Genomic DNA, 15135 nt, shown 5'->3' on the forward strand with positions numbered 1-15135 from the left:
TGTCAACGCCAGCCACAGACCCATACCATCGTCAACGCAGCCAAGCGGTAGGCGATAGCCTGCTGTCGCAGCTACCTCTGTCGAACGCAGGCAGAAGAAAACACGCACGCGACCAAGGCATAACAGCGGGCCTCCACCAGCTACCCCGCCAGAACACCTAGCCACAGCGCTAACACACCTGCAGTACGAGCACTAGACGGCACCGCGACACCCGCCATCAGCCCGCAACCTGACGCTGCTGAGCCAGCCAGGCCTGCACCGACGGGCGTTGCCACTGCCGCCGCGCATAGTCGGCCAGTGCAGGCGGCACCGGGTCGCCATTATTAACCAGGCGCAGCAGCATCAGCGCCAGGTCGGTATCGGCAATGCACCAGTCGCCAAACAGGTTGGCCGCACCCGGTGCCAGGCTAGCCTCTGCGACACGAATCAGCTTGGCCGCGGCCTGTTGGCCGGCAGCATCCAGTGGCGCGGGGGACGGCTGCAGGAACACCACCTCGGTCGTGCGCTGCTGGCGTAGCGGCAGCAGGTCACTGCGCAGCCAGGCCTGCAGCTGTCGGGCGCGGGCGCGCTGCTGATCTTCTTGTGGATAGACGGCGGCATAAGCGGGTGCCGGGTAACGCGCCTCCAAGTATTCGGTGATCGCCGAGGATTCAGACAAGCGGAAGTCCCCCTCCACCAACAAGGGTACGCGGGCGGTGAGCGATGCTGTCGCGTAGTCCGGCAGCAGGTTGGCACCGCCATCCAGATCGACACCATGCCATGTAAACGGCAACCCTTTTTCCTGCAAGACCACGAAGGCAGACAGGGCGTAGGGGCTAAGAAAGCGGCTATCAACGTACAGTTCCAGGTTACTCATAGGGCCTCCGGCAAACATCTGTGTAAGAAAGACTAAGCAAACCATGACCAGACGAGTCTAAGCGAAGCAACTAACCGTGAAAATCGATCATTTATGGCCAGTTCCGTTAGTATGGCTTACATGAATACCCTCCCCCCGCTTTCCGCACTACGCAGCTTCGAAGCCGTGGCACGCCTGGGCAGTGTCAGCCGTGCCGCTACCGAGCTGTGCATTACCCACTCTGCCGTCAGCCAGCAGCTGAAATTGCTGGAAAGCCAGCTAGCCACTGCGCTATTCAGCAAGGTTGGCCGCAAGCTGCAGCTGAGCGAGGCCGGGCGCACCTATGCGCTGAAAGTGCGGGTAACGCTAGCCGAGCTGGCCGACGCCACCCGCCAGCTACAACAGCAAACACCACAACAGGAACTGGTGCTGGCCGTACTGCCGTCTTTCGCCCAGCAGTGGCTGCTGCCGCGCCTGCCCGGCTTTCGGCAACGCTATCCACACTACAGCCTCACTTTGCATGCCAGCCTGGATATCCAGCCGCTGGCGTACGGCCAGATCGACATGGGCATCCGCATGGGGCGTGGTGGCTGGCAGGGGCTGCAGCAAGAGAGGTTGATGGAAGAACACTTGGTAGTGGTGGCTGCGCCGCATTTTCGTCACGGCCAACTCCCCGCCAGCGCCGAAGACATCGTCGCCAGCCCCATCGTGCATACCGTGGAATCGTGGCATGGCTGGTGCCAACAGGCACAGGTAGCCGAGCCGCCACCGGGTGCACTGTGGATCAACGACAGCAACCTGCTGTTGGCCGCCGTGCTGCAAGGGGAAGGCGTGGCGCTGATGCGCCACAGCCTGGTAGCACGCCACCTGGCGGATGGGCGGCTGTGCCAGCTTAGCCCGCTTACCGTGCCGCACCCGTCGGCACTCTGGCTGGTCTGGCCACAGCACCCGCAGCTCAGCCAGAAGCAGGCCGACTTCCGCCACTGGCTGCACGCCGAAATCGCCGCTTACCGGCAAGGCCTGCCGGCGGGCTAGAAAACAAAAAAGCCACCCGCGGGGCGGATGGCTTTTTTGCTGAATTGGTTCTTTGGTCGGGGCGAGAAGATTCGAACTTCCGACCCCCTGCACCCCATGCAGGTGCGCTACCAGGCTGCGCTACGCCCCGACTAAAGAGGTGAAAATTATAGAGTCATTTTCACTCTTTGCCAAGCGAAATATCCAGCCAGTCCACGATCGATTGCAGCTCTTTGCGTACTTGCTGGGCAGTCAGCGGTGCCTGCTCGGCACTGCCGCCTTGCAAGCGCTGGCGTGCGCCCTGCAGGGTAAAACCATCGTCGTACAGCAGGTCGCGTATCTTGCGCACCAGCAGTACTTCTCCATGCTGGTAATAGCGGCGGTTGCCACGGCGCTTGACGTTACGCAGCTCGGAAAACTCTTGCTCCCAGTAACGCAGCACGTGCTGTTTTACACCTGTCAGCTCGCTGACTTCACCGATGGTGAAATAGCGCTTGGCCGGAATCGCCGGCAGCTCAGCCTTGTTTGTCGGCATGATGTTGTTCAACCATTCCCTTGAGTTTCTGACTTGCATGGAAAGTTACCACGCGTCGGGCGGTGATGGGAATCTCTTCCCCAGTTTTCGGGTTACGGCCGGGGCGCTGCGGCTTGTCGCGCAGCTGGAAATTACCGAAACCGGACAGCTTCACGCTGGTACCGGTTTCCAGGGTGGCGCGGATCTCTTCAAAAAAAGACTCCACCATGTCCTTGGCTTCGCGCTTGTTCAGGCCCACCTTGTCAAACAGCAGATCGGCCAACTCGGCTTTGGTCAAAGTCATGACAATTCCTCACTACAACATCAGATAAAACGCCACCCGCCCTGCGGGTGGCCAACAGGGATAAATCAGGCGCGCAACACGGCACCGGCAGCCTGGGCGGCGGCCAGCATGGCAGCCACGGCCTGCTCGACTTCGTCATCTACCAGGGTACGGTCGGTGGCTTGCAGCACGATGCGGAACGCCAGGCTCTTCTTGCCCTCGTCCACGCCCTTGCCGCGGTACACGTCAAACAGCGCCAGCTCGCGCACAAAGGCGCTGGCGGCGGCTTTCATGGCCAGCTGGATGGTGGCGGCGTTCACATCCTCGGCCACCACCAGCGCCAGGTCACGGCGTACCGGCTGGAACTTGCTAACCGGGGCCAGCTGTACGCGGCCAACCTGCTCGACCGCTTCCACGGCCAGCTCGAACAGCACCGGCGCATTGGTCAGGCCATAAGCCTGCACCCACTGCGGGTGCAGCTCGCCCAGCACACCGACCACGGCGCCACCCAGCAGCACCTCGGCGCAACGGCCAGGGTGGAATGCCGGATGCGTGGCCTTGCGGTATTCCGCCACACGCGGGTACAGCAGGGCTTCTACATCGGCCTTGATGTCATAAAAATCGACACGCTCTGCCTTGCTACCCCATTGCTCGTCCACACGGCCGCCGTGCGCCAGGCCAGCCACCACTTCGGGCTGCTGTACGCTGCCGTCGGCTTGCTTGTGGAACACGCGGGCAATCTCGAACACGCGCACACGGCTGTGCTTGCGGTTCAGGTTGGCCGCCAGGGTATCCACCAGGCCGCCAATCAGGCTGGAGCGCATCACGCTCATCTGGCTGGCAATCGGGTTGATCAGGCGTACCGGGTTGGCGTTACCGGCAAAGTCGCGCTCCCATTTTTCTTCCACAAACGCGTAGCTAACGATTTCCTGGAAATCGCGGCCAGCCAGCAGGCGGCGCACTTCGCTGCGCACGCGCAGGCCTTCCGGCTGCGGCAGCATGGTTTGTGCGGCCACCGGCGCATCGGCCGGAATATTGTCGTAGCCGTACACGCGGGCGATTTCTTCGATCAGGTCTTCTTCGATCTCGATATCGAAACGGAAGCTCGGCGCAGACACCACAAAACCTGCGTCGTTCTGCTCGAAAGCCAGGCCCAGGCGGGTAAAGATGGCGGCAATCTGCTCGGCCGCCAGCGCCACGCCCAGCACACGGGCTACGCGGGCGGTGCGTACCGTTACGCTGCTACGCTGCGGCAGCTGACCCACGGCTTCGGTCAGCGGGCCGGCTTCGCCACCGCAGATTTCCTGCACCAGCGCGGTTGCGCGCTCGATGGCTTCGGTCTGCAGCGCAAAATCCACGCCGCGTTCGTAGCGGTAGCTGGAGTCGGAACCAAAGCCCAAGGCACGCGCCTTGCCCGCAATGGCTTCGGGCTGGAAGAAGGCGCTTTCCAGGAAGATGTCGCGGCTGGCAGTGGTCACGCCACTGTCCAGACCGCCCATGATGCCTGCAATGGCCAGCGGCTGCTGGTCGTCGGCAATCACCATCAGATCGGGTGTCAGCGCCACTTCTTTTTCGTTCAGGCACACCAGCTTTTCGCCGGCAGCAGCCATGCGCACGGTGATGCCACCGTTGATCTTGCCCAGATCAAAAGCGTGCATCGGCTGGCCCTGCTCCAGCAGGATGTAGTTGGTGATGTCCACGATGGCGGAAATGGAACGCAGGCCGGAACGCTCCAGACGGCGCTTCATCCAGTCTGGTGTCGGCGCGGCGGCGTTCACGTTCTTCACCACGCGGCCAACGTAGCGGCCACACGGTGCATTGTCGGCAATGGTGACGGCCAGTTGGCTGTCGGTTTGCGGCGCAACAGCGGCGATATCCCAGGCGGCCAGCGGGCTACCGGTCAACGCGGCTACTTCGCGAGCAATACCGCGAATAGACAGGCAATCAGCACGGTTCGGCGTAATTTTCAGCGTGAACAGGCTATCGTCCAGGCCCAGGTAATCGCGAATGTTCTGGCCTACCCGTGCATCAGCCGGCAGCAGCATCAGGCCGTCTACCTCGTCCGGCACGCCCAGCTCTTTGCCGGAGCACAGCATGCCGCCGGACTCCACGCCACGCATCTTGGTCGGCTTGATCTTGAAATCACCCGGCAGGATGGCACCTGGCAAGGCGCACGGCACCTTGACGCCAACGGCCACGTTCGGCGCGCCGCACACGATCTGCACCAGCTCGCCGGTGCCCACGTCGACCTTGGTCACGCGCAGGCGGTCGGCGTTTTCGTGCTTTTCACATTCTTTTACTTCGCCCACCACAACGCCGGTAAAGGCCGGGGCGGCGGCGGTCACGTCTTCTACTTCCAGGCCTGCCATGGTCAGCAGATAGGACAGCTCATCGGTGCTCAGCGACGGGTTGACGCGGCTGCGCAGCCATTGTTCGGAAAATTGCATGAGGTCTCTCCGTCGCGATCAGTTGAATTGTTTCAGGAACGTCAGATCGTTCTCGAAGAACAAACGCAGGTCGTTCACGCCATAGCGCAGCATGGCAAAGCGGTCCAGGCCGATACCGAAGGCAAAGCCGGTATATTTTTCCGGGTCGATACCGACATTGCGCAGCACATTGGGGTGCACCATGCCACTACCGCCCACTTCCAGCCAGCGGCCTTGTTCGTCCAGCACGTCGATCTCGGCCGAAGTTTCGGTAAACGGGAAGAACGAGGGGCGGAAGCGCACCTGCATGTCGTCCCGCTCGAAGAAGCGGCGCAGGAACTCGGTAATGGTGGCTTTCAGGTCGGCAAAGCTTACGTTCTGGTCGATCCACAGGCCTTCCATCTGGTGGAACATCGGCGAGTGGGTGGCATCGGAGTCCACACGGTACACCCGGCCCGGGGCCACGATCTTGATAGGCGGCTGGTGGTCCAGCATGTAGCGCACCTGGATCGGGCTGGTATGCGTGCGCAATACGTCGCCACCTTCTACATAAAAGGTGTCCTGCATGGCACGTGCGGGGTGGTTTTCCGGAATGTTCAGCGCCTGGAAGTTGTGGAAATCGGTTTCGATTTCCGGGCCATCGGCCACTTCAAAACCCATGGTGGCAAACAGGCTGGTAATGCGTTCCAGCGTGAGGGTAACCGGGTGCAGGCCTGCCGGGGTGGTACCACGGCCTGGCAGGGTGACATCCAGCGACTCTGCGGCCAACTGTGCCGCCAGTTTGGCAGCGTTAAAACCATCGCGCACTTCGTTGTGGCGGGCTTCGAAAGCCTGCTTGGCGGCGTTGATGGTGGCGCCGGCGGTCTTGCGCTCGTCAGGCGACAGTTTGCCCAGCTGTTTCAGAAGCTCGGTCAGCGCACCACTTTTACCTAGAAAGCGGGCCTTGACCTGTTCCAGTTCAACGAGATCGGTAACAGCATCGAGTGCTGCCAGACCTTCCTTGAGAATCACGTCAACATTGCTCATGGGTCGCACCAGTATGCGTAAGAAAACTGACCGGAGCGCAGCCGCTCGAATCAGCATTCTTTATGGGGAGTAAACCGAAAAAAAAGGGAGGCATAAGCCTCCCTTTTTAGTGTCCTGCGATTAAGCGAGGGCGGCTTTCGCTTTTTCAACGATCAGCGCAAATGCCGGCTTATCGAACACGGCCAGATCGGCCAGAACCTTACGGTCGATTTCGATCAGCGCTTTCTTCAGGCCGTTCATGAATTTGCTGTATGGCAGGCCGTTTTCACGAGCAGCTGCGTTGATACGAGCAATCCACAGTTGACGGAACTGACGCTTTTTCTGACGACGGTCGCGGTATGCATATTGACCGGCTTTCATCACCGCCTGTTTGGCGATGCGATAGACGTTCTTGCGACGGCCGCGATAGCCTTTCGCCAGGGCGAGGATTTTCTTGTGACGAGCACGTGCGGTTACACCGCGTTTTACGCGTGGCATTCTTCAGGTCTCCTTAGGCGTAAGGCATCATGGCGCGTACAGAAGCCATGTTGGTAGCGTGAACCATGGTGGTACCACGCAGTTGACGTTTGCTCTTGGTGGTTTTCTTGGTCAGGATGTGACGTTTGAAAGCCATGGAGCGCTTAACGCCACCATTGCCCAGCACTTTGAGACGCTTTTTCGCGCTCGATTTGGTTTTCATCTTCGGCATGGAAATCTCCTGCTGAATTTCATTAGATTAGACACAGGGTGGCCACCGGCACTTGAAACCACTGCGTCACGCTTTTGTTGCAAGCTGTTTCCGGCTTACAAAATCAACACGGCAGGCGAACCTGCCGTGTTGAAGTCGATGATTATAACCGATTATTTCTTTTTCGGGGCAATCATCATTACCATCTGGCGACCTTCCAGTTTCGGGAACTGCTCGACAGTCCCTACTTCTGCCAGATCCGCCTCGACACGCTTGAGCAGTGCCAGGCCGATGTCCTGGTGAGCCATTTCACGACCACGGAAACGCAGCGTGATCTTGGCCTTGTCGCCTTCAGTCAGGAAGCGGATCAGGCTACGCAGCTTGACGTTGTAGTCGCCATCGTCCGTACCAGGGCGGAACTTGATTTCCTTAACCTGGATCTGTTTCTGCTTCAGCTTGGCTTCGTGCTTCTTTTTGGACTGCTGGTATTTGAACTTACCGTAGTCCATCAGTTTGCACACAGGCGGCTGGGCTGTCGGGGAAATCTCGACCAGATCAACTTCGCGCTCTTCGGCCATCGCCAGTGCTTCACGCACGGTCACGATACCGAGTTGTTCGCCTTCTTCACCTACCAAGCGGATTTCACGGCCGGTAATTTCACCGTTGATCCGTGGTTCACGTTCCTGAGCTATAGCAATTACTCCTAAAGAAATTCATCGTATCCGTGCGTTAAGCCTGCGCCATGGCAGCATCAAGATGCTGGATAAACGCGTCCAGTGGCATCTGGCCCAGGTCTTCGCCCCGGGCGCGCACGGCAACCAGCCCGCCTTCCATTTCTTTATCGCCGATAACGATCTGATACGGAAGCTTTTGCAGGCTGTGCTCGCGGATTTTATAGCCGATCTTTTCGTTTCTCAAGTCAAGATCAACGCGGTAGCCATGTTTACGCAATGTCGCGGCAACATTCGTGGCGTATTCGGCCTGCGAACCGGTGATATTCATCACCACCATCTGCACCGGTGCCAGCCACAGCGGGAAGGCGCCAGCATGGTTTTCGATCAGGATGCCGATAAAGCGCTCCAGCGAGCCCAGCACTGCACGGTGCAGCATCACCGGGCGTTTGCGGCTGTTGTCGTCGGACACGTATTCGGCGTCCAGGCGCTCTGGCAGCACATAATCGAGCTGCAGGGTACCACACTGCCAGGAGCGACCCAGCGCATCCTTGATGTGGTATTCGATTTTCGGGCCATAGAAAGCGCCCTCGCCTGGCAGCTCTTCCCATTCGATACCGCAGGCGCGCAGGGCTTCGCGCAGGCCTTCCTCGGCGCGGTTCCAGGTTTCCAGGTCGCCAGCGTATTTTTCCGGACGCAGCGACAGCTTGACCGACACTTTGTCAAAACCGAAGCGCTGATACACCGACATGGTCAGTTCGTTGAAAGCCTTGGCTTCGCTGATGATCTGGTCTTCGGTACAGAAGATGTGCGCATCGTCCTGTACAAAGCCGCGCACACGCATGATGCCGTGCAGCGCGCCGGACGGCTCGTTGCGGTGACAGGCACCAAACTCGGCCAGACGCATCGGCAGGTCGCGGTAAGAGCGCAGGCCGCTGTTGAACACCTGCACGTGACCAGGGCAGTTCATCGGCTTCACGGCGTAGTCGCGCTTTTCCGACTCGGTGGTGAACATGCCTTCGCGGTAGTTTTCCCAGTGGCCGGATTTTTCCCACATCACGCGGTCCATCACCATCGGGGTGCGGATTTCCTGATAGCCGGCTGCAGCCAACGTTCTACGCATGTACTGCTCGATGCTCTGCCACAGCGCCCAGCCTTTCGGGTGCCAGAACACCATGCCCGGAGCTTCGTCCTGCAGGTGGAACAGGTCCAGCTGCTTGCCCAGCTTGCGGTGATCGCGCTTTTCCGCCTCTTCCAGCATGTGCAGGTACTGTTCCAGATCTTCTTTCTTGGTCCAGGCCGTACCGTAGATACGCTGCAGCATTTCGTTATTGCTGTCGCCACGCCAGTAGGCTCCGGCCACCTTCATCAGCTTGAATACTTTCAGCTTGCCGGTAGACGGCACGTGTGGGCCGCGACACAGGTCGGTGAACTCGCCTTCTCGATACAGGCTTAGCACCTGGTCAGCCGGAATGGACGCAATGATTTCGGCCTTGTAAGCCTCGCCGATACCCTTGAAGTAAGCCACGGCGTCGTCACGAGACAGCTCGTAGCGCTCGACCGGAATGTCTTTCTTGGCCAGCTCCTGCATCTTTTTCTCGATGGCCACCAGGTCTTCCGGGGTAAACGGGCGCTTGTAGGCAAAGTCGTAGTAGAAGCCGTTTTCGATTTCCGGGCCGATGGTAACCTGGGCCTCCGGGAACAGCTCTTTTACCGCATAGGCCAGCAAGTGGGCGGTAGAGTGACGGATGATGGACAGGCCGTCCGCATCTTTCTCGGTAATGATGGCCAGATCAGCGTTGGTCGCAATACGGTAGGAGGTATCAACCAATTGGCCGTCCACGCGACCAGCCAGCGCCGCACGCGCAAGACCGGTACCGATGGACGCAGCCACTTCGTACACCGTTACCGGCTGGTCGAAGGAACGGATGGAACCGTCGGGCAGGCGAATGTCAGGCATAGCAACTCCAGCTTAATCAGAAGGTGGACAGACGAAAACCAAAAAAAAAGTGCGGCTCGAGCCGCACTTTTTTGTTTGCATGGAGTATCCCTTTACTGTGTAAAAGGCCCCCGTACTGGCTCGGAATTATCTCGAGGTACGGGTGGTGGTAGTTCGTTTGAACATGGCGATACTCCAATACAGATATTCTGGTAGGCACGATCGGATTCGAACCAACGACCCCCACCATGTCAAGGTGGTGCTCTAACCAACTGAGCTACGTGCCTGTTGTCAGGAATAAAGATATTAGCGTCTAAAGCCCGCGCTGGCAAGCAAACTGCAGGCAATCGCTGCCAGCGGGGTGTATACTGGCGGGCTAATTTTCAGATTCAGATGAATGATATCAAGCACATGCTGAAGTTTACCCTGCACAAAACCTCGGGCGGCGCACGCCGCGGCACGCTGGAGCTCAACCACGGTACGGTAGAAACGCCGGTATTCCAGCCCGTGGGTACCTACGGCTCGGTGAAGGCCATGAGCCCACACGAGCTGCTGGACATCCAAGCCCAGATCATTCTGGGCAATACCTTCCACCTGTGGCTGCGCCCGGGGCTGGACATCATTGAAAAATTTGGCGGCCTGCACGAGTTCATTGGCTGGGACAAACCCATTCTGACCGACTCCGGCGGCTTCCAGGTTTTCAGCCTGGGCGCGCTGAACAAGATTACCGAAGAAGGTGTTACCTTCCAGAGCCCGGTCAACGGCGACAAGCTGTTCCTGTCGCCGGAAAAATCCATGGAAATCCAGAAGGTGCTGAACTCGGACATCGTGATGATTTTCGACGAGTGCACGCCAGGCCAGGTAGACCACGCCACCGCCGCCAAATCCATGCGCATGAGCCTGCGCTGGGCCGAGCGTTCGCGCCGCGCCTTCGACGACCTGAACAACCCCAACGCGCTGTTCGGCATCGTGCAGGGCAACCTGTACCGCGACCTGCGCCAGGAGTCGCTGGAAGGCCTGATGAATATCGGTTTTGACGGCATCGCCATTGGCGGCCTGTCGGTGGGCGAGCCCAAGCCGGAAATGTACCGCATGCTGACCGAGCTGAAGGACATGCTGCCGGCCGAGAAGCCACACTACCTGATGGGCGTGGGCACACCGGAAGACCTGGTGCACGGCGTGGCCAACGGTATCGACATGTTCGACTGCGTGATGCCTACCCGCAATGCGCGCAATGGCTGGATCTTTACCCAGTGGGGCGACATCAAGATCAAGAACGCGCGCTACAAGGACGACAAGAAGCCGCTGGACGAGCAATGCGAATGCTACGCCTGCCGCCACTTCAGCCGTGCCTACCTGCACCACCTGCACCGCACCGGCGAAATCCTCGGCGCGCGCCTCAATACCATCCACAACCTGCACTACTACCAGGTGCTGATGCAGGAGATGCGCGACGCCATCGACGCCGACCGTTTCGAAGACTGGAAAGCCAGCTTCCACGAACGCCGTGCACGTGGCGTGAACTAAGCTGGCGAACCGACCGGGTTGGCCGCAGTCATAGGCTGTCTGCGGCCAACCTTTAGCACGGTTGGAAAGTAGCCCGGCCGTGGCTACAATGCCCCACTTGCCACAATCATCAACCCACTCGCAACTCGATAAATAGGGAGTCCCGAATGTTTATCCCCCAGGCTTTCGCCAACACCGGCAGCGCAGCGTTTGACATCATGCAGTTCCTGCCGATGATCGTGATCTTCATTCTGTTCTGGTTCCTGCTGGTTCGCCCGCAGCAAAAGAAAATGAAAGAACACCAGAAGATGCTGTCCGAGATCGTGAAAGGCGACGAAGTCGTGACCCAGGGTGGCATTATCGGCCGCGTAACCAAATGCGGTGACCAGTACCTGACCGTGGAAATCGCCAACGGCGTGGAAATCAACGTACAGCGCGGTGCCGTCGGTGCCAAGCTGGAAAAAGGCACGATCAAGTCCCTGTAACCCCCCGGGCCGCCCTGGCGGCCCTTTTCCTGTCAAGCCTTCCATGAACCGCTTCCCGATCTGGAAATACCTACTGATTGCGCTGGTGCTGATCACCGCCACGATCTACACCCTGCCCAATTTCTTTGGCGAAACGCCAGCGGTCCAGATTTCCAGCACGCGCCAGTCCACCCCGGTAGACACCGCGCTGATGGCCCGCATTGAAACCACCCTGAAGCAGCAAGGCATTGCCCCGCAAGGCATCTTCCTGGACGGCACCAGCCTGAAAGTGCGCTTCAAGGACCCGGACACCCAAATCAAGGCACGCGATGCCATCCAGCAAGCGCTGGGTGATACCTACATCATTGCCCTGAACCTGCTACCCGCCTCGCCCGAATGGCTGACCCGCCTGCACGCCAACCCGATGTTCCTGGGCCTGGACTTGCGTGGTGGCGTGCACTTCCTGCTGGAAGTGGACATGAAGGCCGCCGTGGAAAAAACCATGGAACGCTACGCCGGCGATGTACGCCGCGAGCTGAAGGCAGCCAAGATCCGCTACGGTGCCATCAAGCGCCAGGGCGATACCACGCTGGAAGTACAGCTGCGTGATGCCGACACGCTGAAGGCCGCCGCCGACAAGCTGGCGCGTACCCTGCCCTCGGTCACGTTCAATAGCGATGACACCAACTTCCGCCTGACACTCACGCTGAAGCCGGAAGAAATCACCCGCATCCAGAGCGATGCCGTGAAGCAGAACATCACCACCCTGCACAACCGCGTGAACGAGCTGGGCGTGGCCGAGCCGGTGATCCAGCAAGCCGGCCCTAGCCGCATTGTGGTGCAGCTGCCAGGCGTGCAGGACACCGCTAAAGCCAAGGACATCCTGGGCCGTACCGCCACGCTGCAAGTACGCATGGTGGAAGACGACCAGGGCAAGGTCGCCGAAGCCCTGGCCGGCAACACGCCAGCTGGCTACGAGCTGCTGGACGAAGCTACCTCGCGCGGCACCAGCAAGATCCTGCTGAAAAAAGACGTGGAGCTCACCGGCGACAACATCAACTCCGCCCAGCCAGGCTTTGACCAGAACGGTGGCGCCTCGGTCGACATCGGCCTGGACAGCACCGGCGCCGAGATCTTCCGCACGCTGACTGCCGAAAACATCGGCAAACGCATGGCCATGGTGCTGGTAGAGAAAAACCGCAGCGAAGTGGTGACTGCCCCGGTGATCCGCAGTGAAATCGGCGGTGGCCGCGTACAGATCTCCGGCAGCATGAACCCGGCCGAAGCCAACGACGTGGCCCTGCTGCTGCGCGCCGGCTCGCTGGCGGCACCGATGAACATCATCGAAGAACGCACCATCGGCCCAAGCCTGGGTAAGGAAAACATCGAAAAAGGCTTCCACTCCACCCTGTGGGGTTTTGCCGCCATCGCCGTGTTCATGGCGATCTACTACGGTGTATTCGGTGTGATTTCGGTCATTTCGCTGGCGGCCAACCTGTTCATGCTGGTGGCGCTGCTGTCCATGCTGCAGGCCACGCTGACCCTGCCAGGTATCGCCGCGATCGCGCTGACACTGGGTATGGCCATCGACGCCAACGTGCTGATCAACGAGCGTATCCGCGAAGAGCTGCGTAACGGCGTGCCGCCGCAGTCGGCCATTCAGGCCGGTTACGGCCACGCCTGGGCAACCATTCTGGATTCGAACGTGACCACGCTGATTGCCGGCCTGGCACTGCTGATCTTCGGCTCCGGCCCGGTACGCGGCTTTGCCGTGGTGCACTGCCTGGGCATCATGACCTCCATGTTCTCTGCGGTACTGGTATCGCGTGCCGTGGTTAACCTGTGGTACGGCCGCCGCCGCCGCCTGACGTCGATTTCCATCGGCCAGGTATGGAAGCCGGACAACAAATAAGGATCTGAGAGATGGAGTTTTTCCGCATCAAACGGGATATCCCGTTCATGAGCTACGGCAAGCTCACCACCACCATTTCGCTGGTGACCTTTATCCTGGCCGTGGTGTTCCTGTTTACCAAGGGCCTGAACCTGTCGGTGGAGTTCACCGGCGGTACCGTGATGGAAGTGCAGTACCAGCAAGCGGCCAACCTGGGGGATATCCGCCACCGCGTGGAAGCCCTGAAGGTCGGCGAGGTGCAGGTACAAAGCCTGGGCACCAGCCGCGACGTACTGATCCGCCTGCCTAGCAAGGCGGGCGTCAGCTCGGCCAAGCTGTCTGAACAGGTGATGGGCCTGCTGAAAGCCGGCGACGCCAGCGTACAGCTGCGCAAGGTAGAGTTTGTCGGCCCCAGCGTGGGCGAAGAGCTGGTGTCGCATGGCCTGACCGCCATCCTGCTGGTGTGCGTGGGCATCGTGATCTACCTGGCTATCCGCTTTGAGTGGCGCCTGGCACTGTCGGCGATCATTGCCAACATGCACGACGTGGTGATCATCCTGGGTTGCTTTGCGCTGTTCCAGTGGGAGTTCAGCCTGACCGTGCTGGCCGGTGTGCTGGCGGTGCTGGGTTACTCGGTGAACGAATCGGTGGTGGTGTTCGACCGTATCCGTGAAAACTTCCGCCGCCCGGCCATGCGTGGCAAGAGCACGGCCGAGGTCATCGACAACGCCATTACCGCCACCATGAGCCGCACCTTCATCACCCACGGCTCCACCGAAACCATGGTGCTGTCCATGCTGCTGTTCGGCGGCCCGGCACTGCACGGCTTTGCCATGGCGCTGACCATCGGCATCGTGTTCGGTATTTACTCGTCGGTACTGGTGGCCAGCCCGCTGGCACTGGCGCTGGGCACCACGCGCGAGCACATGGTGAAAGTAGTGAAACCGAAAGAAGAAGCGGTGGTGTAAGGCCTCTGGCCCCATTCCGCGATACAAGGTTGGCCGCACCATGCGGCCAACCTTGCTACGGTGTCTGACAAAGCCGGGTTGCCTCGCAGCCTTGCCCTGCCAGCCACTGCCAGCCACTGCCAAATAAGACCATGGAACTGATTACCTTCCTGATCGACTTCATCCTGCACATCGATACCCATCTGGCCACCCTGGCGGCCAACTATGGGCCATGGATTTATTTCATCCTGTTCCTGATCGTGTTCTGCGAAACCGGCCTGGTGGTGACACCTTTTCTGCCCGGCGACTCGCTGCTGTTCGTCGCCGGTGCCCTGGCTGCCATGGGCCAGATGAACGTTCACCTGCTGGTGGCCCTGCTGATCGTGGCCGCCATTCTGGGCGACGGCGTCAATTACGCCATTGGCCGCCACGCCGGCATGAAACTGTTTGCGCGCTTTCCACGCCTGCTCAAGCAGTCCTATCTCGACAAGACGCACGCTTTTTACGCAAAACACGGCGGCAAAACCATCATCTTTGCCCGCTTTGTCCCCATCGTGCGCACCTTCGCGCCGTTTGTGGCCGGTATCGGCCGCATGGAGTACCGCCAGTTCCTGAGCTACAACGTGATCGGCGCCCTAATGTGGGTAATCGGCTTTACCTATGCCGGCTTCTTCTTTGGCAACCTGCCCTTTGTACGCAAAAACCTGGAATACCTGATCTTCGGCATCATCATCGTGTCCATGCTGCCCGGCATCATCGAAGTCATCCGCCACCGGCGGGCGGCGGGCAAAGCCTGATTTTTTGCCACGAAAACCACGTAACCCTTTAGCCACAGAAACACACGAACAACAGGGAAACACACCACAGGCCTGGCAAGCAGCGCACTGGTAATACCTGCCGGCCACAGCCGACACGCCTTTCGTGTGGTTTCGTGGTTTTCGCCGCCACAGAA

At 59.7% G+C, this 15135-nt stretch carries 15 protein-coding genes and 2 tRNA genes; 6 read left to right on the top strand and 11 right to left on the bottom strand.

Annotated elements, in window-relative coordinates:
* Positions 1–217: 217 nt before the first annotated feature.
* On the bottom strand, positions 218–856 hold the full coding sequence (yfcF, locus tag ACZ9XP_RS01930; RefSeq protein WP_147684287.1) for a glutathione transferase: 639 nt from the start codon (positions 854–856) through the stop codon (positions 218–220).
* A 120-nt stretch (positions 857–976) separates the two neighbouring features.
* On the opposite strand from yfcF, the gene ACZ9XP_RS01935 reads away from it, so the two are divergent.
* Entirely contained in the window at positions 977–1870 is an 894-nt protein-coding gene (locus ACZ9XP_RS01935) for a LysR substrate-binding domain-containing protein (RefSeq protein WP_147684289.1), read from the top strand.
* Between the two features lie 53 nt (positions 1871–1923).
* Here the strand turns inward: ACZ9XP_RS01935 and ACZ9XP_RS01940 are convergent.
* The 10 genes from ACZ9XP_RS01940 to ACZ9XP_RS01985 form a co-directional block, all read right to left on the bottom strand.
* Positions 1924–2000: transfer RNA gene (locus ACZ9XP_RS01940), tRNA-Pro, on the bottom strand.
* Positions 2001–2030: 30 nt separating this feature from the next.
* Positions 2031–2384 (bottom strand): MerR family transcriptional regulator, encoded by a 354-nt coding sequence (locus ACZ9XP_RS01945; RefSeq protein WP_147684291.1) that lies wholly within the window; start codon positions 2382–2384, stop codon positions 2031–2033.
* Entirely contained in the window at positions 2365–2667 is a 303-nt protein-coding gene (locus tag ACZ9XP_RS01950) for an integration host factor subunit alpha (protein ID WP_017507008.1), read from the bottom strand. The genes ACZ9XP_RS01945 and ACZ9XP_RS01950 overlap by 20 nt, the downstream gene beginning before the upstream one ends.
* A gap of 65 nt (positions 2668–2732) precedes the next feature.
* Entirely contained in the window at positions 2733–5093 is a 2361-nt protein-coding gene (gene pheT, locus ACZ9XP_RS01955) for a phenylalanine--tRNA ligase subunit beta (protein WP_147684293.1), read from the bottom strand.
* Between the two features lie 18 nt (positions 5094–5111).
* Positions 5112–6098 carry a phenylalanine--tRNA ligase subunit alpha gene (gene pheS, locus ACZ9XP_RS01960; RefSeq protein ID WP_147684295.1) on the bottom strand — a complete coding sequence of 329 codons (987 nt, stop codon included), beginning with the start codon at positions 6096–6098 and terminating at the stop codon, positions 5112–5114.
* Between the two features lie 120 nt (positions 6099–6218).
* The gene (gene rplT / locus ACZ9XP_RS01965) at positions 6219–6575 is read right to left on the bottom strand and encodes a 50S ribosomal protein L20 (protein WP_017507005.1); all 357 of its coding nucleotides are present in this window, start codon (positions 6573–6575) and stop codon (positions 6219–6221) included.
* A 13-nt stretch (positions 6576–6588) separates the two neighbouring features.
* Positions 6589–6786: a 50S ribosomal protein L35 gene (gene rpmI / locus ACZ9XP_RS01970; protein ID WP_017507004.1), complete on the bottom strand. Its 198-nt coding sequence runs from the start codon at positions 6784–6786 to the stop codon at positions 6589–6591.
* A gap of 152 nt (positions 6787–6938) precedes the next feature.
* Entirely contained in the window at positions 6939–7478 is a 540-nt protein-coding gene (gene infC, locus ACZ9XP_RS01975) for a translation initiation factor IF-3 (protein ID WP_441374857.1), read from the bottom strand.
* A gap of 16 nt (positions 7479–7494) precedes the next feature.
* Positions 7495–9396: a threonine--tRNA ligase gene (gene thrS / locus ACZ9XP_RS01980; RefSeq protein ID WP_465187894.1), complete on the bottom strand. Its 1902-nt coding sequence runs from the start codon at positions 9394–9396 to the stop codon at positions 7495–7497.
* 189 nt (positions 9397–9585) lie between these two features.
* Positions 9586–9662, bottom strand: a tRNA-Val gene (locus ACZ9XP_RS01985).
* Positions 9663–9786: 124 nt separating this feature from the next.
* On the opposite strand from ACZ9XP_RS01985, the gene tgt reads away from it, so the two are divergent.
* The 5 genes from tgt to ACZ9XP_RS02010 all read left to right on the top strand — a co-directional run bounded on the left by tgt (position 9787) and on the right by ACZ9XP_RS02010 (position 14980).
* Complete coding sequence (gene tgt / locus ACZ9XP_RS01990; protein WP_465187942.1) at positions 9787–10902, top strand: tRNA guanosine(34) transglycosylase Tgt; 1116 nt, start codon at positions 9787–9789, stop codon at positions 10900–10902.
* 146 nt (positions 10903–11048) lie between these two features.
* Positions 11049–11366: a preprotein translocase subunit YajC gene (yajC, locus tag ACZ9XP_RS01995; RefSeq protein ID WP_147684299.1), complete on the top strand. Its 318-nt coding sequence runs from the start codon at positions 11049–11051 to the stop codon at positions 11364–11366.
* 43 nt (positions 11367–11409) lie between these two features.
* Positions 11410–13257, top strand: coding sequence for a protein translocase subunit SecD (secD, locus tag ACZ9XP_RS02000; RefSeq protein WP_147684301.1), 1848 nt, complete (start codon positions 11410–11412; stop codon positions 13255–13257).
* Between the two features lie 11 nt (positions 13258–13268).
* Positions 13269–14204 carry a protein translocase subunit SecF gene (secF, locus tag ACZ9XP_RS02005; RefSeq protein ID WP_147684304.1) on the top strand — a complete coding sequence of 312 codons (936 nt, stop codon included), beginning with the start codon at positions 13269–13271 and terminating at the stop codon, positions 14202–14204.
* Between the two features lie 137 nt (positions 14205–14341).
* The gene (locus tag ACZ9XP_RS02010; RefSeq protein WP_206211227.1) at positions 14342–14980 is read left to right on the top strand and encodes a DedA family protein; all 639 of its coding nucleotides are present in this window, start codon (positions 14342–14344) and stop codon (positions 14978–14980) included.
* Positions 14981–15135: the final 155 nt, after the last annotated feature.

The sequence above is a fragment of the Vogesella perlucida genome (assembly GCF_979366545.1).

What these genes read in the sequence shown, in the direction of transcription:
- pheT (WP_147684293.1), bottom strand. Translation starts at nt 5,093, where the DNA reads ATGCAATTTTCCGAACAATGGCTGCGCAGCCGCGTCAACCCGTCGCTG.
- rpmI (WP_017507004.1), bottom strand. Translation starts at nt 6,786, where the DNA reads ATGCCGAAGATGAAAACCAAATCGAGCGCGAAAAAGCGTCTCAAAGTG.
- yajC (WP_147684299.1), top strand. Translation starts at nt 11,049, where the DNA reads ATGTTTATCCCCCAGGCTTTCGCCAACACCGGCAGCGCAGCGTTTGAC.
- ACZ9XP_RS01935 (WP_147684289.1), top strand. Translation starts at nt 977, where the DNA reads ATGAATACCCTCCCCCCGCTTTCCGCACTACGCAGCTTCGAAGCCGTG.
- thrS (WP_465187894.1), bottom strand. Translation starts at nt 9,396, where the DNA reads ATGCCTGACATTCGCCTGCCCGACGGTTCCATCCGTTCCTTCGACCAG.
- secF (WP_147684304.1), top strand. Translation starts at nt 13,269, where the DNA reads ATGGAGTTTTTCCGCATCAAACGGGATATCCCGTTCATGAGCTACGGC.
- secD (WP_147684301.1), top strand. Translation starts at nt 11,410, where the DNA reads ATGAACCGCTTCCCGATCTGGAAATACCTACTGATTGCGCTGGTGCTG.
- yfcF (WP_147684287.1), bottom strand. Translation starts at nt 856, where the DNA reads ATGAGTAACCTGGAACTGTACGTTGATAGCCGCTTTCTTAGCCCCTAC.
- ACZ9XP_RS01945 (WP_147684291.1), bottom strand. Translation starts at nt 2,384, where the DNA reads ATGCCGACAAACAAGGCTGAGCTGCCGGCGATTCCGGCCAAGCGCTAT.
- rplT (WP_017507005.1), bottom strand. Translation starts at nt 6,575, where the DNA reads ATGCCACGCGTAAAACGCGGTGTAACCGCACGTGCTCGTCACAAGAAA.
- ACZ9XP_RS01950 (WP_017507008.1), bottom strand. Translation starts at nt 2,667, where the DNA reads ATGACTTTGACCAAAGCCGAGTTGGCCGATCTGCTGTTTGACAAGGTG.
- pheS (WP_147684295.1), bottom strand. Translation starts at nt 6,098, where the DNA reads ATGAGCAATGTTGACGTGATTCTCAAGGAAGGTCTGGCAGCACTCGAT.
- tgt (WP_465187942.1), top strand. Translation starts at nt 9,787, where the DNA reads ATGCTGAAGTTTACCCTGCACAAAACCTCGGGCGGCGCACGCCGCGGC.